Origin of the sequence: Methylobacterium sp. Leaf361 (genome assembly GCF_001424445.1) — a bacterium.
GTDB lineage: Bacteria > Pseudomonadota > Alphaproteobacteria > Rhizobiales > Beijerinckiaceae > Methylobacterium.
In genome coordinates, this window is record NZ_LMPY01000078.1 from 178,289 (window position 1) to 198,268 (window position 19,980).

Consider the following 19,980-nt stretch of genomic DNA (forward strand, 5'->3'; position numbering starts at 1 on the left):
GGGGAGAGGGAGCGTCGCGCCAGAGTTGTCCTCACTGCGCCTGACGGCGCCGGTGCCGACGACCGCCCTCCGCTGTCCCTTGGGAATCCGTCGCCGCGTCGGCCGGCGCGGCGGGCTTCACCTCCCCCTTGCCGTCAGCCTTGCCGTCCGGCTTCGCCGCCGCGGCCTTGCCGTCGCCGGCGGCCGCCGGCGCGCCCTCGGTGATGCGCACCGGCGCGCCGTCCTTCAGCCGGTCGGTGCCGTCCGTGACGACGCGGTCACCCGGGTTCAGCCCGGAGACCACCACCGTGTGGGTCCCGTCAGTCTCGCCGGTCTTGATCGGCCGGACCGTGACCTTGCTGTCCCCGTCCATCAGGTAGACGTAGGTGCCGGGCGTGCCCTGGAGCAGGCTGGAATTCGGCACCAGCGTCGCGCCCCGCACCGTGTCGACGGTCAGCTTGGCGTTGACGAACTGGTTCGGGAACAGCTCCTCGTCGGAATTGTCGAACAGCGCGCGCAGCTTCACCGTGCCGGTGGTCGTGTCGATCTGGTTGTCGACCGTGTCGAGGCGGCCGGTGGCGATCTCGTGGGCGTCGCCGCGGTCGTAGGCCCGCACGGTGAGCTTCGCGCCCGCCCGCACTTGCCGCATCACCCGCGACACGTCGTCCTCCGGCAGGGTGAACACCACCGAGATCGGGTGGAGCTGGGTCACCACCACGATCGCCGTGGAGGCGGCCGAGATGTAGTTGCCCTGGTCGACCTGGCGCAGGCCGACGCGGCCGTCCACCGGCGAGACGATGTGCGTGTAGGCGATGTTGAGCTTCTGCTGGTCGACGAGCGCTTGGTCGGCCGCGACCGTGCCCTCGTTCTGCTTCACCAGGGCGGCCTGCGTGTCGACGTTCTGCTTCGAGATCGAGTCCTGGCGGTTCAGCGTCTGGTAGCGCTGCAGGTCGAGCTTCGAGTTCTGAAGCAGCGCCTGGTCGCGGGCGAGCTGGCCCTGGTACTGCGCGAGCAGCGCCTCGTAGGGGCGGGAATCGATCCGGGCGAGCTCATCGCCCGCCTTCACGGTCTGGCCCTCCCGGAACTGCACCTGCGTGAGGTAGCCGCTGATCTGCGACTTCACCGTCACGGTGGCGAGCGGCGTCACGGTGCCGAGGCCCTGCAGCACCACCGGCATGTCGCCGGTCGTGGCGCTGGCGATGCCCACCGCCTGCGGCATGTCGGCCCCGCCGCGCCGGCCGCCGTGGCCGCCGGTGTGATGCGCCGTCGCCGGCTCGGCGCCCTTGCCGGTGCGGGCCTCGTACCAGCGGTGGCCGATCGCCCCGGCGCCGGCGAGCAGCACCAGGATCACGAGCCAGCGGATCGGGCGGAAGCGCCGCGTCCGGACCTCGCGCGCGGGCGCCTCGCCGGGCTGGTAGGCGCGGGCCGTGTCGGTCCGGATCGGTGAACTCTCGTTCATGCCTGACTAGAGCACAGGACGGTCGTCTGCGCGACCGGCGGCACCCTATCCCTCGCTGTCTAAGCCCCCATGCCGCCCCCGGAACGCCGCGTCCCGGAAGCCCGTCCTGAAGCCGCCCGGTCCCGCGGGACCCGACGACTCCGATCCCGTGTACGGGAGCGTAAGCCCATAAAGCTGTCCGGGCCCCGAACGGCTCCTTACCGCGGCGTCATGGACACCCGCGGCCGCGCCGCTCGCGCACCTCGCGGCGCCCTCCACCGGTGCCCGGCCAATGCGCCGTCACTAGGGCGGCGACGTTTCACTCTTGTTGCTGGGGCCCGCCGGACGCGTCCGGTACCGCATAAGCGCGCAGCACCGCCCGGAACGCGGGATCGACCGGGGTGACGGCCACGGCGCGGCGCAGGCCGAGTCCGAGGCCGCCGATCAGCAGCGCCAGCACCAGGCAGCCGAGGAACGCGCGTGAGGAGGGCCGCATCGTCGTATCCGGTGGCCGACCCAGCGAGCGGGGCGTGAGCGGGTGCGGCCGCGTCCGGACATGCCGAAAGGGCCACCGACCCGCAAGTCGATGGCCCTTCTGGGGACCGGAGCGGCGCCCCGCCGACGGGGCGAGGGGGCGAAGCTCCGTCGGCGTGTGCGCCGCTCCGGCCGTGATCCGAACCTAAGAGACGGGTGATGAATGTCAACATTCGTCAGCAGGCCCCGGTGCGCCGGAGACCGGGTCTGTGCGACCGCGCACATTCCGCAACGCGCGACGGCCATGTTACAGGCCGGCGATGCCGAGACCCGCCATGCCGACTTTCTCGATGCCCGGCGCCGCGTGCCGTACCCCGTGCCGCGCCGCATGAGGTCCGCCGTCATCAACCCCGTCTTCGACGCGCTGCCCACGACCGTGTTCGAGACCATGTCGCGTCTCGCGCGGGTCCACGGTGCGATCAATCTCGGCCAGGGATTCCCGGACGATGCCGGGCCGGCGGATGTCCGCGAGCGGGGCGCGCGGGCGCTCCTGGACGGCTGGAACCAGTACCCGCCGATGATGGGCCTGCCGGCCCTGCGCGAGGCGGTCGCCGCCCATTACGCGCAGCACCAGGGCCTCGTCCTCGACCCGGAGACCGAGGTGATGGTCACCTCCGGGGCGACCGAGGCCCTGGCCGGCGCGCTCCTGGCGCTGATCGAGCCCGGCGACGAGGTCGTGCTGTTCGCGCCCATGTACGACGCCTATTTGCCCCTGGTCCGGCGGGCGGGCGGCGTGCCGCGGGTCGTGGCGCTCCGGCCCCCGGACTTCCGCCTCGACGAGGCCGCGCTCGCGGAGGCTTTCGGGGCGCGGACCCGGGTCGTGGTGCTGAACAACCCCCTCAACCCGAGCGCCACCCTGTTCGCGCCCGAGGACCTCGACCTGCTCGCCCGCTACTGCCAGCGCTTCGACGTGACCGCCCTCTGCGACGAGGTCTGGGAGCACGTGGTGTTCGACGGCGCGCGCCACCGGCCGCTGATGGCGCTGCCCGGGATGCGGGAGCGGACCGTCAAGATCGGCTCGGCCGGCAAGATCTTCTCCCTCACCGGCTGGAAGGTCGGCTTCGTGATGGCCGATGCCCGGCTGATGCGCGGGCTCGCCAAGGCGCACCAGTTCCTGACCTTCACCACGCCCCCGAACCTCCAGGAGGCGGTGGCCTACGGGCTGGGCAAGCCGGCCCCGTGGTTCGAGGCGATGCGCGCCGGCTACGCCCGGTCCCGCGACCGGCTCGCGGACGGCTTGCGCGGGCTCGGCTTCACCGTGCTGCCGGCCCGGGCCACGTGGTTCCTCAACATCGACATCGCCGCCCGCGGCCACGCCGACGACGTGGCCTTCTGCGAGGCCCTCGTCACCCGTCACGGCGTCGCGGCGATCCCCGTGAGCGCCTTCTACCCGGACGCCTCCGTGCGCGGCCTCGTCCGGCTCTGCTTCGCCAAGGACGACGCCACCCTGGATGCGGCGCTCGACCGCATGCGCGGGCTCCCGGGGGCCGGGGCATGAGGGTCGGCTCGAGGGTCGGCATGACGGGCAGCACGACGGGCATCACGGCGGACCGCACGCGCCGAGCGGGCGCCGTCCTTGCGGGGATCCGGGCGGGGGGCCACATCGTTGGGGACGATGGCTTCCCGACGGATCCCGACCATGGACTTCACCCAGGCTGCCCAGGCCGGGCGTTTCGCCCGTGCCGAGACCTTCCCCGGAGGCGAGACCCGCGCCGGCCCCCGGCCCCCCTACCTGTCGGCGGATCTCGGACGGGAGGCGAGCCTCGCCCGGCTGGAGACGCTGGCCCACCTGATGGACACCGCCTTCGTCATCCCGGGCATCAACCGGCGGGTCGGGTTCGACGCGCTGATCGGCCTCGTGCCGGTGATCGGCGACCTGGCCGGCATGGTGATCTCGTCCTTCATCGTCTACGAGGCGAAGCGCCTCGGGGCGCCGCGCTGGCTTGTGGCCCGGATGGGCCTGAACGTGGCCTTCGACGGGCTGATCGGCGCCGTGCCGGTGGCAGGCGACCTGTTCGACGCCGCCTTCAAGGCCAACCGCCGCAACGTCCGGCTGCTGCGCCGCTGGCTGGAGCGCAGCGGCAACCTGCGTCCCACCGAGATCGACGGCACCGCGACCCGGCTCGACGGCTGAGCGTTCCCGGCCTCCGTCCCGCGGCCGACCGGTCGCGGGGCCGCCCGGATATCGGGGCGGCCGGCGCGCGCGCGACGCGGCTCGGGAGGCAGCACGGATGAACGAGGTCACGCGTCCCGGCGACAGCGAGGTCGTGCCCGCGCCGATGCCCGGCGCCCAGCCGCTGGTCCTGCGGCCGGACGAGGGCGCGCCGCCGCCGGTCCTGCCCGGGGCCGCCGGCCGGCGCGCCCGGCTGTCGCCGATCAACCGGCGCCGCCTCGACAATTTCCGCCGCAACCGGCTCGGCTACGGATCGTTCGTGATCTTCACGGTCCTGTTCGTGCTCAGCCTGTTCGCGGAGTTCATCGCCAACGACCGCCCGATCGTGATGTCCTACAAGGGCGAGTGGCTGGTCCCGGTCCTGGTCGACTATCCGGAGGAGAAGTTCGGCGGCTTCCTCGCCACGACCGACTACCGCTCCCCCGAGATCCGCCGGGAGATCGCGGCGAACGGCTGGGCGCTGTGGCCGCCGATCCCGTACGCGTACGACACGATCAACGAGGACCTGCCGACGCCCTCGCCGTCGCCGCCGACCTGGATGCTCACGGACGCGCAGTGCAAGCCCGTCGCCGAGAAGCTCGGCGGCTCGACCTGCGCGGACATTCCCCAGCACTGGCTCGGCACCGACAACACCACGCGGGACGTGCTGGCGCGGGTGATCTACGGCTTCCGCATCTCGGTCCTGTTCGGTCTGATCCTGGCCGCGGTCTCGTCGGTGATCGGGGTCATCGCGGGGGCCGTGCAGGGCTATTTCGGCGGCTGGGTCGATCTCGCCTTCCAGCGCTTCATCGAGGTCTGGGGCGGCATCCCGACCCTCTACCTGATCATCATCATCTCGGCCTTCATCGCCCCGGGCTTCTTCGTCCTGCTCGGGATCATGCTGCTGTTTTCCTGGGTCGCGCTGGTGAGCGTGGTGCGCGCCGAGTTCCTGCGAGCGCGGAACTTCGAGTATGTCCGGGCGGCCCGGGCGCTGGGACTGTCGAATATCCGGATCATGACGGTCCACCTGCTGCCGAACGCCATGGTGGCGACGCTGACCTTCCTGCCGTTCATCCTGAACGGCTCGATCACCACCCTGACCTCGCTCGACTTCCTCGGCTTCGGCCTGCCGCCGGGCTCGCCGTCCCTCGGAGAGCTTCTCGCGCAGGGCAAGGACAATCTGACCGCGCCGTGGCTCGGATTGACCGGTTTCCTGGTCATCGCCGTGATGTTGAGCCTGCTCGTCTTCGCCGGCGAGGCCGTGCGGGACGCCTTCGATCCGCGCAAGACTTTCGCCTGAGGCCGCGCGGGTTGCGAAAATGACGCAGGGCCTCGCCCCGCGCTCGCACAACTGTACGAAGATTGCGCATTGTGCCCGCACGACCGGGCGGCAATCGTATACGACCGTCTAGAGCCGGCCCCTGACCCGGGGGTAAAGGTCTCTGCCGGTTGCGAAAACCCGCTTCGAGGAAGCGACTAGCATTCGCCGGGCGGACACCGATAAAGCCTCTCAGAAGTGTCCATTAAGTGGCGCCAATGCAACCATACCCTGTAAGCCTCGCCGCGTGATGCAGAGTTAGACTTCGGTCTCATCACAGATAATTGTATGGCGCGGCTTGCATTTTTCGGACGCTGACTTAACTCGCGAAAAGTGGGGATCCCATCAGGCATTTGTGCCGAGGAACGAGAGAATGTCAGAAGCTGCGCCGACATCGCAATTGGATTTCATCGAGCGGACCGTGGACGTCGTCGCGGCCTACGTTTCCAACAACTCGCTGCCCTCGGCCGAATTGCCGGCCCTGATCGCGAGCATCCACGAGGCGCTGAACACGATCGGGGCCGGCCCCGTCGCTCCGGCGACCGAGAGCGTCGAGCGGCCGACGCCCGCCCAGATCCGCAAGTCGATCCGCCCCGACGGGCTGGTCAGCTTCATCGACGGGAAGTCGTACAAGACGCTGAAGCGTCACCTGACCAAGCACGGTCTCGATCCGCAGACCTACCGCGAGCGCTACGGCCTGCCGGCCGATTACCCGACCACTTCGGCGAACTACTCGGCGCAGCGCTCGGCGCTCGCCAAGAGCCTCGGCCTCGGCCAGCCGGGCCGGTCCCCGGCGTCCGACAAGGCCGCCGCCGAGGAGGAGGCTGCCGCCTCCGCCCCTGCCTCCGGTCGCCGCAAGACCGCCGCGACCAAGACCCGGGCGAGCCGCAAGGTCGAGGCCGCCTGAGCGCGGCCGCGAGGCCCGGACGGGGGCGGGCGATCGGAGACGATCGCGCCCGCACCGGTCCGGACTTGTTCGCAGACCTGTTGGCCGGGCTCTCGGCCAAGCTCTCGGCCGGACCCCGCGCGCGGCGCGGCTCAGGCCGCGAGGCGCCCGTCCAGCGGGAACACCTTGGCGGGATTCAGCATCCAGTCCGGATCGAACACCGCCTTGACCCGCATCTGCTGCTCGAGATCGACCTGGTCGTACTGGAAGCGCATCAACTCGCGCTTCTCGATGCCGACGCCGTGCTCGCCGGTTAGGCAGCCGCCGACCTCGACGCAGAGCTTCAGGATCTCGTCGCCCGCGGCCTCGGCCTTCTGCAATTCGCCGGGCGTGTTAATGTCGAACAGGATCAGCGGGTGCAGGTTGCCGTCGCCCGCGTGGAACACGTTGGCGACGCGCAGGCCCTTCTCGGCGCAGATGGCGCCGATCCGCTCCAGCACCGGCCCGAGCTGGCCGGTGGGGATCGTCCCGTCCATGCAGATGTAATCGGAGATCCGGCCGGTCGCCCCGAAGGCCGACTTGCGGCCCTTCCAGATCGCGGCCGATTCCGCCTCCGAGCGCGAGACGCGCAGGCTGGTCGGTCGAAAATCCCGGGCGATCGTCTCGATCCGCGCCAGCATCGCGTCGCACTCGGCGTCCGAGCCCTCGACCTCGATGATCAGCATCGCCTCGGCGTCGCGCGGGTAGCCGGCCTGGGCGAAGTCCTCGGTGATGAGGATCGCCTCGCGGTCCATGTACTCGATCGCCACCGGGATGATCCCGGCCGCGATGATCGCCGCGACGCAGTCGCCCGCATCCTCGACCTTCGAGAAGCCGACCAGCACCGGGCGCGCGCCCTCGGCGGCGCGCAGGATCCGCACGGTCGCCTCGGTGACGATGCCGAGCTGCCCCTCCGAGCCGCAGACGAGGCCGAGCAGGTCGTAGCCGCCGCTGTCGAGGTGCTGGCCGCCGATCTCCACCACGGTGCCGTCGTTGAGCACCAGGGTGACGCCGAGCAGGTTGTTGGTGGTCACGCCGTATTTCAGGCAGTGCGCGCCGCCCGAATTCATCGCGATGTTTCCCGCGATCGTGCAGGCGAGTTGGCTCGACGGGTCGGGAGCGTAGAAGAAGCCCTCGTGGCTGACCGCCCCGGAGATCGCCAGGTTGGTGATGCCGCTCTGCACCCGGGCGGTGCGGTTGGCGAAGTCCATGTCGAGGACCTGGGTCATCTTGCCGACGCCGAGGATGATCGCGTCGGCCTGCGCGATGGCGCCGCCCGCGAGCGAGGTGCCGGCGCCCCGGGGCACGACCCGCACGCCGTTGGCGTGGCAGTAGGCCATCACGGCGGCGACCTCCGCGGTGGTGGAGGGCAGCACCACGGCGAGCGGCATCTGCCGGTAGGCGGTGAGCCCGTCGGTCTCGAAGGCCCGGCGCTCGTCCTCGCTGACCACCAGCGCCTCCGGCGCGACCAGGGGCGCGAGGCCGGCCAGGATCGCCTCGCGGCGGGCGAGGATCGCGGGATCGGGGTCGGAGAAGCGGATGGTCATGGGGCTCTTGCCCTCCTGGGGCCCGCGGCGCGAGACGGCGCGCGGGATGGCGTGCCGGGAGCATGGACCCCGGCGGCCGCGCCTTCAATCGGCGTGCGGCGCTGCGTCGTCCCCGCGTCACATTTCAACCACGACGGCTGCCTAGCGTCGCCGGAGACGCCTCGCTGCGCCGCTCCCCGATTCCGGCCCCCGGTGCCGGATCCGGTCGACGGGTCAAGAACGGACACGATGAACGCTCCCGCCTCCAGCGCCCTGCGCGACGACCGCTACGACGCGCCGTCGGCGCATCTCGCCACCACCCGCGACCTCGGGATCCGCAGCCTCCAGCTCGGCATCGCGGCCCTGCAGGAGGCGAGCGCCGCCTTCCAGGGCCGGCTCGGCGCGGCCTTCGAGGAGGCGGTGCAGACCATCCTGCAGAGCAAGGGCCGCGTCATCGTCAGCGGCATCGGCAAGAGCGGGCATGTCGGGCGCAAGATCGCCGCGACGCTGGCCTCCACCGGCACGCACGCCTTCTTCGTCCACCCGACCGAGGCGAGCCACGGCGACCTCGGGATGATCGCCCGGGACGACGTCATCATCGCGCTGTCGTGGTCGGGGGAGACCGCGGAACTGTCCGACCTCGTCGGCTTCAGCCGCCGGTTCTCGATCCCTCTGGTGGCGATTACCCGCAACGGCGAGAGCACCCTGGGCAAGGCCGCCGACGTGCTGCTGGAACTGCCCCGCGTGCGGGAATCCTGCCCGCACGACCTCGCGCCGACCTCCTCCAGCCTGATCCAGCTGGCGCTGGGCGACGCCCTGGCGGTGGCGCTCCTGGAGCGGCGCGGCTTCACCTCGGCGCGCTTCCACACCCTGCATCCGGGCGGCACCCTCGCGGCCCGCCTCAGGACCGTGCAGCAGGTGATGCACGGGCCCCAGGACATGCCGCTGGTGCACGAGACCGCCCTCATGTCCGAGGTGATGATCGAGATCGCGGCGCGGCGCTACGGCTGCGTCGGCGTCACGGACGCGGCCGGCCGCCTCGTCGGCATCGTCACGGACGGCGACCTGCGCCGCCACATGGGTCCGGCGCTCCTCGACACGCCGGTCTCGACCGTCATGACCCGCGACCCGGTGACCGTGGAGCCGCACAAGCTGGCCCAGGCCGCGCTGGAGCTGATGAACCGCCGGCTGATCACGGCGGTCTTCGCCGTCACCGACGGCCGGCCTGTCGGCATCGTGCACGTCCACGACCTGCTGCGCGTCGGCATCGCCTGAGGCCGTCCGGACCCGGCAGGTCCGATCCGCGCCCACATCCCGCGAGGCCTCCGCGCCTTAGGACGGGGCGGAGGATGCGGCGGCCGGGCGCCCCTCACAGCCGGGCCAGCAACTCCACCTTCTTGGTCGCGAACTCCGCGTCGGTGAGCACGCCGCGCGCGTGCAGCTCGGCCAGCCGCTCGATGGTCGCGAGGATCGCGTCCGGAGACGACCGGTCCGGGGCCGCCGAAGGGGCAGCCGCAGCGGCCGGCGAAGCGGCGGGGGCGGCCTTCGCCGGGATCTCGGCCGGGTCCGCTCGGCCCGGGTCCGCTCGGCCCGGGTCCACCTGGCCCGGATCCGCTTGGCGCGGCGCCGCGACCTCCGCCTCGATCCGGCGCAGGCGGTCGAGGGCGACGGCCCCGGACGGTCCCGTGAAGCCGAGGCTGCCGTTCGCCTGGGAAACTCCGGTGATGCGGTGCTCGCCGGTATCGTACAGCGCGACCCCGGACCCCGCGTCGACGGCGAGCCGCCGGCTGTCCGGGAAATAGGCGTAGCGCAGCCCGTTCTGCGCGCCGGTGCTCGCCGGATCCCCGAGGCCGGCCGGCCACCACTCGCCGCCGCCCCGGCGCGCCGCGGGCGCGGCCTCCGAGAAGCCGCCCGCCGGGAGCGCCCCGGCCAGCTCGGTGCAGAGCGCGTCGACCCGCGCCTTCAGCGCGTCGTCGAACATCCGGCCGACCATCACCATCCCGCCGGAAAACCACTGCCCCATCCCGCCGAGATCGGGATGGTCGAACTGCGCCATCGTGCCGTGGCCACGCTCGAGGGCCCGGACCAGGTGGCGCACCGCGTCCGGGCTGACCCCGTGGCGGTCGGCGACGGTCTGCAGCCCGGGGACGGGGTCGAACGGCCCGTCATCCCGGAACGGGTCGGACGCGGCGGTGTCGGACGGATCCATGAGCCAGCTCCCGAAGCGTCGGAGGGCGGACAGGAGGCGCGCGGCGGCGGCCCCCTGCCGGCCCGGGTCGAGCCCGTGGGCCTGCGCCCACGGACCTGCGACGGCGTCGCGATGCGGAGCCAATCCCCGGCCGTCCGAGCGGGTTCCGGCCCGTCTCAGCCGGCGGCCTGCGGGAACGGTCCCGCGATGGTGAAGTCGGTGATCGGCCGGCGGCCGTTCGGGGTCTCGCGGGGCCGCTGCTCCTCGGTGAGGTCCGCCTCGGGCGTCTTGCGGCCGACCGCGAAGGCGGCCTCGATCCGGTGGTTCTCGGGCAGACGCAGCACCGCGGGCGCGCGGACGTGGTCGAACCCGACCATGCCGTGGGCGTGCCAGCCCTGGTGGATCGCCTGGAGCTGGAAGGCCAGCGAGGCGGTGCCGGCGTCGAAGGAGTGGCTGTAGGAGGGCTTCAGCTCGTCGCCGACCTTCATGAGCCCGTTCGAGACGAGGAACAGGATCGCGCCGGTGCCGGACACCCATTTCTGATTGCCGGGCACCAGCAGGTCGAAGAACGTGTCCCAGTGGGCGTCGCCCCGGAGCGCGTAGAGGAAGCGCCAGGGCTGCGAGTTGTAGGCGGAGGGCGACCAGCGCGCCGCCTCGATCATCCGCATCAGCTCGGATTCGGGCACGGCCTCGCCCGTGAAGGCGCGGGGCGAGTGCCGCTTCACGAAGACCGGATCGATGTCGTGGTCGGCGTGGCGGGGCGGGGGCAGGCTCAAGGGATTCGTCTCCGATAGGCGCGAGCGCCCGGGCGGCCGAGCTTGCCCGAAAGGCCGGGCTGGAGGCAAACGCGGGATCGCCCCGGCCGCCGTGACGGTCGCGAAGGGCTCGAGCGTTTGCCCGGCGGGATCTTCGGAGCGCTGCCGTCTTTGCGAGCGGAGCGAAGCAATCCAGGCAGCGCCACGACTGTCGATGTCGCGTTACCCTGGGTCACTTCGCTACGCTCGTGAAGACGATGCAGGCCGCCCGATGGCCGCGGCCGCTCCGGTGACGATCTCGGCCCCCCGTCACGCCACGCTGCGCTCGATCTCCTCCTCGTCGCAGATCACGCCGGCATTGCCCTCGAACTCGGCCGCGAGGTCGACGGGGGCGTGGGTCGGCGCCGGCGAGACCCGGTCGCGCGCGAAGGTCGCCAGGAACAGGCGCATGACGTGGCGCACGCCCGCGTCGTTGATGGTGCGCTGGTCCTCGTTGTAGTAGCGCCCGGCATTCACGTTGCTCGTGACGATGTCGTAGGCGGGGAAGTAGACCGCCCGCGGGTCGCCGCGGCCGACCACCTCGCCGGCCGCCACCCGCAGCACCGACTTGGAGTAGCTGTTCGACTCCATCACGTGCCGGTCCATGTAGGTGGCGATCATCGGTACCGGCGAGACCGTGAAGATCACCCGCGCCTTCGGGTTCACGCTCCAGAGCCGGTCGAGGAAGCCGTTGAGGTCACCGAGCACCTCGCCCGCGCCGGCATTCACGCACTCGTAGAGCGCGGGGTCGAACGTGCCGCCCGCGACACCGGGGGCGAGCGGCAGCGCCGCGCCGTCGGCCCGCCAGCGCCAGCCCTCGGTGAGGCCGAGCGTCAGCACGAACACGTCGAGCGTCTCGAACAGGCGGCGCACCTCGGCGAGGTGCGCGTCGCGCGCCGCGACCACCTCGGCCTCGCTGGCGAAGCCCGCCGGCTCGACGGTCGGGCGGAACGGGTCGACGTAGCGGCCGTCGTCGCGCAGCCACGCCTTCAGCTCCGGCTCGAACGTGCCGTAGGCCCGGTCGAACAGCTGCACGAACTGGCGCGTGTAGTAGAGGTTGCCGTAGCGCGCCGAGAACGTGCCGAACTGGCGGGCATTGGCCTCCTCGGCGCTCATGCCGGGGGTCGGCGGCTCGGTCAGGTAGTAGTTGAACCCGGCGCCGCGCACCGCCTCGGCCACCCGCTGGGCGAAGCACGAGCCGCCGGTGGCGACCTTGTCGGTCGGTCCGATCACGAACGTGTCCTTCGGGTGCGGATTGACCGCGAAGGGCGGCACGTTGGTGACGACCTTGCGCCAGAATCGCTCGGCCGGTAGACCCGTATACGGATTCAACGCCATCTTCGAACCCTCTTCTTCACGACGGCGGCAGGCCCTCGGGGGCGCTGTTCCGTCCGCTGACACCGGCACGCGACGTGGCCCTGAACGACCTGCCCCGGCGCGCCCGCAGCGCGTTCACCCGCTCGGCGACCGATTGGACGCCTACCCGTTGGGCCCCCACCTGGGCGACACCATGGCGGAACCGCGCCCGCACCGCCACGACCCGTGACGGGCCGAGCATCGCGGTGCTGGGCAATTGCCAGGCCCGGGGCATCGCCCGGGCCATGCGCCTGCTCGCGCCGAAGAGCCCGGTCCGTTACCTGCCCATGGGCTCGCTGAAGCGCGACCACGGCCATGTCGACGGCTTGATCCGGACCCTGCGCGCCCACGACCACGTCTTCTCGCAGGCCTTCCCGGCCGGGCTGATCCCCGGCGGCGACGCCGCCACTGTGCGCGCGGCCGACCCGCGGCTCAAGCTGTTCCCGTCGATCGTGTTCTCGGCCTTCCACCCGGACATGGTCTATGTCGGGCAGGCGTCGGACCTCGCCGCGCTGAAGCTGACGCCGTCGCCGCTGGGCCAGTACCACTCGGCGATCGTCGTCACCGCCCACCGGCTCGGCCTCGATGCCGGCCGCACGGCCGCCCTGTTCCGCGAGGACGTGTTCGCCCGCCTGGGCTACCTCGACCACTGGGATCCGGCGGTGCGCGAGCTCGTCGGCGCGGCCGACGCCCTGGGCTTCGGGCTGGAGCGCGAGGTGACCCGCTGGGCGCGCCGCGGCGCCTTCATGCACCTGATGAACCATCCCAAGGTCCACGTCCTCGGCGACATCGCGAGGCGGCTGCTGCAGGAGAACGGGCTCACGCCCGAGCCCGTGGAGATCGAGGATTACCTCGGCGACGAGCTGGCCCAGGACGTGGTCTGGCCGATCTACCCGCCCATCGCCGAGCATTTCGGCCTGACCGGCTCGTACCTGTTCAAGACCAAGCCGCGGGGCGACGACTTCCCGGTGCTCTACGACCTGCCGGGCTTCGTCGCGGCGAGCTTCGCCCTCTACGACGCGATGCCCCCCGGGGATCTCGCCTGCCCGCGGGTCGAGGCGTGGCTCGCCGCGCCGGAGATCGTCGCGCTGTTCCGGGGCGGCTGAGGCCGCCTCCGGGCGCCGCGGCGTCCCGGGTCGCTTCGCGGCGCGCGCGACGACGGTCCCGCCCGGAAGGGTCCGTGACTCAGCCCGCCGCGCAGAGCCGGCTGTCGGAGCCAGCCTCGCCCAGACCCTCGACCATCATCCGGACCAGGCGGTTGACCTCCTGCATCTGGAAGGGCTTGCGCAGGAACAGGCTGCCCGGCACGCCGCTGCGGCCGTGCGTGTCGGTCGAGGTGTAGACCACCGGCCGGTCCGGATGGATCGCCCGGAAGGCGTGGGCCACCGTCCAGCCGTCGATCAGTCCGGGCAGGTGGATGTCGGTGAACAGCCAGTCGATCGCCGCGCCCCGGTCGCGCAGGACGGTCAGCGCGGCCTCGCCCGTCGAGGCTTCGATCACCCGGATGCCGTGCGTCTCGCACAGGCTCGCGACGATCTCGAGGAGCAGGTAGCTGTCCTCGACGATGAGGACGCTCTGGGCGGGGCGCATGCGGGAGGTCCGGTGTTCGGCCCACCGATAAGGGACCGATAGGGTTGAGGATCTCTTAAAGACCGGCCCGCAACCGTTACCGGCGGGACGCGCGGCGCCTGTTGCAGCGCCGCAACCGGGGCGGCCGAAATGGCGCGTCGCGGCCCGCCGCCCCGCCGCCGCCGCATTCCGGGCGCGTCCGGGTGCGTCAGCGCACGCCGTCGATCGGTGCGGACCGTCACCACGCCCCCGCGCCGCCCGGCGGAACCGTCGCTTAACCAACCCCGCCTACCAACGGCGCCAGGATTACGCGGACCCGCCTCGAAGACCAGCAGCCGGCCTTCGGCACCGCTCGAGGAGTTTTTCAGACCATGCCCCAGCGTTTCCGCGCCGCCGCCCTCGGCCTCGCGCTCGTCGCCGCCCTCGGCCTGGGCGCCTGCAGCAACGACAAGGACCTCGCCGACGCCTCCGCCTTCGGGGCTGGCGCCGCCACCCCGGGCAGCGCGCAGGACTTCGTCGTCAATATCGGCGACCGGGTCTTCTTCGAGTCGGACTCCACCGACCTGACGCCGACCGCGACCGCGACCCTCGACAAGCAGGCCGCGTGGCTGCAGCGCTACCCGCGCTACACCTTCATCATCGAGGGCCACGCCGACGAGCGCGGCACCCGCGAGTACAACTTCTCCCTCGGCGCCCGCCGGGCCCAGGCGGTGAACGACTACCTCGCCACCCGCGGCATCGCGGCGAGCCGGATGCGGACGGTCTCGTACGGCAAGGAGCGGCCGGTGGCGGTGTGCAACGACATCTCCTGCTGGTCGCAGAACCGCCGCGCGGTGATCGTCCTCGACCGCGGCGCCGGCGCGTAGGCCGCCGCGCGAACGAGTCCGGAGGCGGCATGCGGCCGCCTCCGCGCCGCAGTTTTGCCGCGGTGCGGCGCATCTGTTAGGGCCTCGCGCCGACACCGGACCGCAGCCGAACCATGCCCGCCCACCTTCGCACCCGCCTCGCCCTCGCCACCGCCCTCGGTGCCGCGCTCCTCGGCCACCCGGCCGCCGCGCAGGACGCCTCGGAACTGGTGGTGCGCCTCGGCCGCATCGAGAACCAGTCCCGGATGATGGCCGGGCAGATCGAGACCCTCCAGTACGAGAACCGCCAGCTCAAGGAGCAGCTGCGCAAGTTCCAGGAGGACGTCGAGTACCGCCTGAACGAGGGCAAGGGCGGCAAACCCTCGGCCGCGCCCGCGCCGTCGGGGCCCGTCAACGGCGGCAATCCGGGCGCCGGCCGCCCCGGGAAGCGCGGCGACGCCTTTGACCCGTCGCAGGCCCCCGGAGCCCCGGGCGCCCCGGTGCAGCTCGGCAGCACGCGGCCCTCCGCGCCGCTGCCGCCCCGCGAGGCCGAGGAGGCCGCCGAGGCGGCGCCCCGGCCGCAGCGCCTGCCCCAGGGCGCGCTCAACGAGTCCGGCGAGGAGGACGCGGAGGCCGGGACCTCCGGCTACGACGAGCCCGTGGACCTGCGGCCGCCGGCCCGGACCGGGGCGATCCCGGCGCGGCCCTCCGAGAGCGTGGCGGCGACCCGGACCGGCGATCCGGCCGCCGATTTCGACGCCGCGGTCGAGCTGTACCGCGCCAAGCAGTACGAGCAGGCCGAGATGGGCCTGCGCCAGTTCATCCAGTCGCACCCGCGCGACAACCGGGTCGCCGGCGCGACCTACTGGCTCGGCGAGAGCTACCTCGCCCGCGGCCGCAACCGCGAGGCCGCCGAGCAGTTCCTGAAGGTCTCCACCGACTACGCCCGCTCCGCCCAGGCCCCCGACGCCATGCTGAAGCTCGGCGTCACGCTCAACGCGCTCGGCGCCCGCGAGCAGGCCTGCGCGACCCTGGCCGAGCTGGACCGGAAGTTCCCGAATGCCGGCACCGGCGTCCGCCAGGGCGTCGCCCGCGAGCAGAAGCGCGCCCGCTGCGGCGCCTGAGCGTCTCGGGCGCTCTGAGCGACTTGGGCGACTCGGGCGACTCGGGCGACCCAGTCCTCGGCGCCCTCCGCCCCTGGCTCGACCGGACCGCGCGCGGCGGGCGGAGCGTGCTCCTCGCCGTCTCGGGCGGTCCCGATTCGAGCGCCCTGATGCACGCCGCCGCGCACCTGCGCGACGCGACCGGCGCGTCCCTGCGCGTGGCGACCGTCGATCACGGCCTGCGGCCGGAATCCGGCGCGGAGGCCGAGGGCGTCGGCCGTGCCGCCCGGGCGCTGGACCTGCCCCACGCGACCCTGACCTGGACGGGCGCGAAGCCCGGCACCGGCCTGCAGGACGCGGCCCGCACCGCCCGCTACGCACTCCTCGCCGCCCATGCCGGGGCGGTCGGGGCCGGGCTCGTGCTGACGGGCCACACGCGGGATGACCAGGCCGAGACGGTGCTGATCCGGCTCGCGGCCGGCAGCGGCCCCGCGGGGCTCGCCGGCATGCGCGCCGAGCGGGACCTCGGTCCCGGCCTCGCCCTCGGGCGCCCGTTCCTGCACCTGCCGAAGGCGAGCCTGGTGGCGTGGTGCGCGGCGCGCGGCATCGGGTATCTGCGCGATCCCGCCAACGGCGATCCGCGCTTCGCCCGCGGCCGCCTGCGCGCGGCCTGGCCGGCCCTGGAGCGCGAGGGCCTGACCCGGGCGCGCCTCGCCCGGCTCGCCGAGCGCGCCGCCCGCGACGAGGCCGCGCTCCGGGGCGCGGCCGAGCAGGCCCTCGACGGGGCGCTCCGGCCCGGGTCGGAGACGGGCGCGGGCCTGCGCCTCGACGGGCGCGCCCTGGCGGTCCTGCCGGACGCCGTGGCCCTTCGCTGCCTGGATCTCGCCCTGGCCCGGGCCGGCGCGGCGCCGCGCCGCCTCGAGCGCCTCGAGGCCCTTGTCCTCGAATCGCTCCTGCCGGCCCTGCGTCGCCGGGAGCCGGTCCGCCGCACCCTCGCGGGGATCCTCGTCGCCGCCGACGCGGGCGGGGGCGTGAACCTCGCCCCGGAGCCGCCGCGCCGGCACGGACCCGCAGGTGCTGCCCTCGCCGCAGGGTCTCCCGACTTACTTGGCAAGGGAGAGCCCCCCGCCTACATTGGCGGAGTGTGCACGGATGGATCGGAATAGCCGCGTGGCGGGTCCGTCCTGGGGGTCGCACGCGCCAGGGATTGATCGATGAACCCGAATTTTCGCAACTTTGCCTTGTGGGTCGTCATCTTCCTGCTGGTGCTGGCCCTCGTCACCCTGTTCCAGAACCCGGGTCACCGGGGCGGCGGCAGCGAGATCGCCTACAGCCAGCTCCTGAACGACGCCGATGCCGGCAAGATCCAGTCGGTGGTGATCTCCGGGCAGGACGTGTCCGGCACCTACGTGGGCGGCGGCAACTTCACGAGCTACGCGCCCAACGACCCGAGCCTGGTCTCCAAGCTCCAGGGCAAGGGCGTGACGATCACCGCCCGCCCGCCGTCCGACAACACCCCCTGGTTCATCCAGCTGCTGGTGAGCTGGCTGCCGATCCTCGTCTTCATCGGCGCCTGGATCTTCCTCTCGCGCCAGATGCAGTCCGGCGCCGGCCGCGCCATGGGCTTCGGCAAGTCGAAGGCCAAGCTCCTTAACGAGGCCCACGGCCGCGTGTCGTTCGACGACGTCGCCGGCGTCGAGGAGGCGAAGGAGGATCTCCAGGAGATCGTCGAGTTCCTGCGCGACCCGCAGAAGTTCCAGCGGCTCGGCGGTCGGATCCCGCGCGGCGTGCTGCTCGTCGGCCCGCCCGGCACCGGTAAGACCCTGATCGCCCGGGCGGTCGCGGGCGAGGCCAACGTGCCGTTCTTCACCATCTCGGGTTCCGACTTCGTCGAGATGTTCGTGGGCGTCGGCGCCAGCCGCGTGCGCGACATGTTCGAGCAGGCCAAGAAGAACGCGCCCTGCATCATCTTCATCGACGAGATCGACGCGGTCGGCCGCCACCGCGGCGCCGGCCTCGGCGGCGGCAACGACGAGCGCGAGCAGACCCTGAACCAGCTCCTCGTGGAGATGGACGGGTTCGAGGCCAACGAGGGCGTCATCATCATCGCGGCGACCAACCGCCCCGACGTGCTCGACCCGGCGCTGCTGCGTCCCGGCCGCTTCGACCGCCAGATCATGGTGCCGAACCCGGACGTCACCGGCCGCGAGCGCATCCTGCGCGTCCACGTCCGCAAGGTGCCGCTGGCCCCCGACGTCGACCTCAAGACCATCGCGCGCGGCACCCCGGGCTTCTCGGGCGCCGACCTGATGAACCTCGTCAACGAATCGGCGCTCCTCGCCGCTCGACGCGGAAAACGCATCGTGACGATGCACGAGTTCGAGGACGCCAAGGACAAGGTCATGATGGGCGCCGAGCGGCGCACCCTCGTGATGACCGAGGACGAGAAGCGGCTCACCGCCTACCACGAGGGCGGCCACGCCATCGTGGCGCTGAACGTCCCGGCCACCGACCCGGTGCACAAGGCGACCATCATCCCGCGCGGTCGGGCGCTGGGCATGGTCATGCAGCTGCCCGAGCGCGACAAGCTCTCCATGAGCTTCGAGCAGATGACCTCGCGGCTGGCGATCATGATGGGCGGCCGCATCGCCGAGGAGATGATCTTCGGGCGCGAGAAGGTGACCTCGGGCGCGCAGTCGGACATTGAGCAGGCGACGCGGCTCGCCAAGATGATGGTGACCCGCTGGGGCTTCAGCCCCGAGCTCGGCACCGTCGCGTACGGCGACAACAACGACGAGGTCTTCCTCGGCATGTCGATGGGCCGGCAGCAATCGGTCTCCGAGTCGACCGCCCAGAAGATCGACGCCGAGGTCCGCCGCCTCGTGGAGACCGGCCTGGAGGAGGCGCGCCGCATCCTGGCCGAGCACAAGGACGACCTGGAGGCCCTGGCCCAGGGGCTCCTCGAGTACGAGACCCTCTCGGGCGAGGAGATCCGCAACCTGCTCAAGGGCCAGCCCCCGATCCGCGACGGCGGCGACGTGCCGCCGACCCCGGCCCGGGGCTCCTCGGTCCCCTCGGCGGGCCGCGGCCGGCCGAAGGAGAGCGACGGCGGCCTGGAGCCGCAGCCCCAGGCCTGAGGTCGCGGAATCGGACGAGCGAAGGGGGCGCCGCGAGGCGCCCTTTTTCGTTCCGTGCGGCCTCCTTCGACGCGCGTGCGGATTCGGCGCGCTTTCAGGACGCTGTCAGGACCGCGCGCGGGGCCGCGTCGCGCTCCCTCATCAGCGGCGGCGTTCGCCGGCGACGCGTGATTGTCGCCGCGTCTCCCGTGACAAACCGGCCCTCCTGTCGGCGGATCGCGCGCGTCGGCTTGGCCGGAGGCTCGGCGGACTCCGCCGAATCGGAAACACAGGTCCCTTCCACAGGCCGCCGCGAAACCCCCGATGCCGGTCTCGACCTATCTCGTCGTCGCCCTCGGCGCCGTCGTCGCCGGCTTCGTCCAGGGCCTGTCGGGCTTCGGCTTCGGCCTCACGGCCCTGTCGTTCTGGGCCTGGGTGATCGACCCGCAGCTCGCCGCCGTGCTGGCCGTCTCCGGCGCCTTCACGGGCCAGGTCATCGCGGCGGTCTCGGTCCGGCGCGGGTTCGAGACCGGGCGCCTCGCGCCCTTCGTGCTCGGCGGCCTCGCCGGCATCCCCCTCGGCGTCCTCCTGCTGCCGCGGCTCGACGCCGACTGGTTCAAGACGCTCCTCGGCCTCCTGCTGATGGTCTGGTGCCCGACCATGCTGTTCGCCCGGAACCTGCCGCGGATCGCGGCCGGCGGCCGGCTCGCCGACGCCGCGGTGGGCCTCGGCGGCGGGATGATGGGCGGGCTCGGCGGCTTCACGGGCGTGCTGCCGACCCTCTGGTGCACCCTGCGCCGCTACGAGCGCGACGTGCAGCGCTCGGTGATCCAGAACTTCAACCTCGCGATGCTCAGCGTCACCCTGGCGACCTACCTCGCCGCGGGGCTCGTCACCCGGGCGACGCTGCCGATCCTGGCGGTGGTCCTGCCGGCGATGCTGGTCCCGACGCTGCTCGGCACCCGGATCTATCTCGGCCTCAGCGAGGTCGCCTTCCGCCGGCTCGTGCTCGGCTTGCTGACCGTCTCGGGCCTCGCGCTGGTCTCGGCCTCGGCGCCGCGGCTCCTGCAGCGCGCCGGGCGCCCCATTTCGACCGCCTTTGTCGGGGAGCACCCCGTTGACTCTGCCGGCCGGTGA

At 72.4% G+C, this 19,980-nt stretch carries 18 protein-coding genes; 11 read left to right on the forward strand and 7 right to left on the reverse strand.

Features of this window, described 5'->3' with window-relative positions; genetic code table 11:
• Positions 1-31: 31 nt before the first annotated feature.
• Entirely contained in the window at positions 32-1,438 is a 1,407-nt protein-coding gene (locus ASG32_RS30420; RefSeq protein WP_056533671.1) for an MdtA/MuxA family multidrug efflux RND transporter periplasmic adaptor subunit, read from the reverse strand.
• 298 nt (positions 1,439-1,736) lie between these two features.
• A complete protein-coding gene (locus ASG32_RS33605; RefSeq protein WP_199866181.1) occupies positions 1,737-1,913 on the reverse strand; it encodes a hypothetical protein in 177 nt (58 codons plus the stop codon).
• A gap of 366 nt (positions 1,914-2,279) precedes the next feature.
• Between ASG32_RS33605 and ASG32_RS30425 the strand changes: the two genes are divergently transcribed.
• The 4 genes from ASG32_RS30425 (at position 2,280) to ASG32_RS30440 (ending at position 6,328) form a co-directional block, all read left to right on the forward strand.
• Entirely contained in the window at positions 2,280-3,449 is a 1,170-nt protein-coding gene (locus tag ASG32_RS30425) for an aminotransferase (RefSeq protein ID WP_199866182.1), read from the forward strand.
• 141 nt (positions 3,450-3,590) lie between these two features.
• Positions 3,591-4,085 carry a DUF4112 domain-containing protein gene (locus ASG32_RS30430; RefSeq protein WP_056533673.1) on the forward strand — a complete coding sequence of 165 codons (495 nt, stop codon included), beginning with the start codon at positions 3,591-3,593 and terminating at the stop codon, positions 4,083-4,085.
• Between the two features lie 97 nt (positions 4,086-4,182).
• Complete coding sequence (locus ASG32_RS30435) at positions 4,183-5,403, forward strand: ABC transporter permease (RefSeq protein WP_056533675.1); 1,221 nt, start codon at positions 4,183-4,185, stop codon at positions 5,401-5,403.
• A 391-nt stretch (positions 5,404-5,794) separates the two neighbouring features.
• Complete coding sequence (locus ASG32_RS30440) at positions 5,795-6,328, forward strand: MucR family transcriptional regulator (protein ID WP_026605062.1); 534 nt, start codon at positions 5,795-5,797, stop codon at positions 6,326-6,328.
• A gap of 131 nt (positions 6,329-6,459) precedes the next feature.
• On the opposite strand, the gene ASG32_RS30445 is transcribed toward ASG32_RS30440, so the two are convergent.
• Complete coding sequence (locus tag ASG32_RS30445) at positions 6,460-7,893, reverse strand: FAD-linked oxidase C-terminal domain-containing protein (protein WP_056533678.1); 1,434 nt, start codon at positions 7,891-7,893, stop codon at positions 6,460-6,462.
• Between the two features lie 228 nt (positions 7,894-8,121).
• Here ASG32_RS30445 and ASG32_RS30450 point away from each other — a divergent pair, with 228 nt between their 5' ends.
• Complete coding sequence (locus ASG32_RS30450; protein WP_056533680.1) at positions 8,122-9,147, forward strand: KpsF/GutQ family sugar-phosphate isomerase; 1,026 nt, start codon at positions 8,122-8,124, stop codon at positions 9,145-9,147.
• 94 nt (positions 9,148-9,241) lie between these two features.
• Here the strand turns inward: ASG32_RS30450 and ASG32_RS30455 are convergent, their stop codons facing one another.
• The 3 genes from ASG32_RS30455 to ASG32_RS30465 all read right to left on the reverse strand — a co-directional run bounded on the left by ASG32_RS30455 (position 9,242) and on the right by ASG32_RS30465 (position 12,192).
• Positions 9,242-10,081, reverse strand: a complete 840-nt coding sequence (locus tag ASG32_RS30455) for an SHOCT domain-containing protein (protein WP_082558125.1) — start codon at positions 10,079-10,081, stop codon at positions 9,242-9,244.
• A gap of 155 nt (positions 10,082-10,236) precedes the next feature.
• Complete coding sequence (locus ASG32_RS30460; protein WP_056533683.1) at positions 10,237-10,836, reverse strand: nitroreductase family protein; 600 nt, start codon at positions 10,834-10,836, stop codon at positions 10,237-10,239.
• A 288-nt stretch (positions 10,837-11,124) separates the two neighbouring features.
• Positions 11,125-12,192, reverse strand: a complete 1,068-nt coding sequence (locus ASG32_RS30465) for a GSCFA domain-containing protein (RefSeq protein ID WP_042675851.1) — start codon at positions 12,190-12,192, stop codon at positions 11,125-11,127.
• Positions 12,193-12,266: 74 nt separating this feature from the next.
• Between ASG32_RS30465 and ASG32_RS30470 the strand changes: the two genes are divergently transcribed.
• The gene (locus ASG32_RS30470; RefSeq protein ID WP_042675849.1) at positions 12,267-13,316 is read left to right on the forward strand and encodes a WcbI family polysaccharide biosynthesis putative acetyltransferase; all 1,050 of its coding nucleotides are present in this window, start codon (positions 12,267-12,269) and stop codon (positions 13,314-13,316) included.
• A gap of 79 nt (positions 13,317-13,395) precedes the next feature.
• Here ASG32_RS30470 and ASG32_RS30475 read toward each other — a convergent pair whose 3' ends face one another.
• Positions 13,396-13,800, reverse strand: coding sequence for a response regulator (locus ASG32_RS30475; RefSeq protein WP_056533685.1), 405 nt, complete (start codon positions 13,798-13,800; stop codon positions 13,396-13,398).
• Between the two features lie 350 nt (positions 13,801-14,150).
• Here ASG32_RS30475 and pal point away from each other — a divergent pair, with 350 nt between their 5' ends.
• The 5 genes from pal to ASG32_RS30500 all read left to right on the forward strand — a co-directional run bounded on the left by pal (position 14,151) and on the right by ASG32_RS30500 (position 19,980).
• A complete protein-coding gene (gene pal / locus ASG32_RS30480; RefSeq protein WP_012321252.1) occupies positions 14,151-14,645 on the forward strand; it encodes a peptidoglycan-associated lipoprotein Pal in 495 nt (164 codons plus the stop codon).
• Between the two features lie 113 nt (positions 14,646-14,758).
• Positions 14,759-15,748, forward strand: a complete 990-nt coding sequence (ybgF, locus tag ASG32_RS30485) for a tol-pal system protein YbgF (protein ID WP_056533687.1) — start codon at positions 14,759-14,761, stop codon at positions 15,746-15,748.
• A gap of 107 nt (positions 15,749-15,855) precedes the next feature.
• Positions 15,856-16,893, forward strand: a complete 1,038-nt coding sequence (gene tilS / locus ASG32_RS30490; RefSeq protein WP_056533833.1) for a tRNA lysidine(34) synthetase TilS — start codon at positions 15,856-15,858, stop codon at positions 16,891-16,893.
• A gap of 48 nt (positions 16,894-16,941) precedes the next feature.
• Entirely contained in the window at positions 16,942-18,864 is a 1,923-nt protein-coding gene (gene ftsH, locus ASG32_RS30495; protein WP_056533689.1) for an ATP-dependent zinc metalloprotease FtsH, read from the forward strand.
• 303 nt (positions 18,865-19,167) lie between these two features.
• The gene (locus ASG32_RS30500; protein ID WP_056533691.1) at positions 19,168-19,980 is read left to right on the forward strand and encodes a sulfite exporter TauE/SafE family protein; all 813 of its coding nucleotides are present in this window, start codon (positions 19,168-19,170) and stop codon (positions 19,978-19,980) included.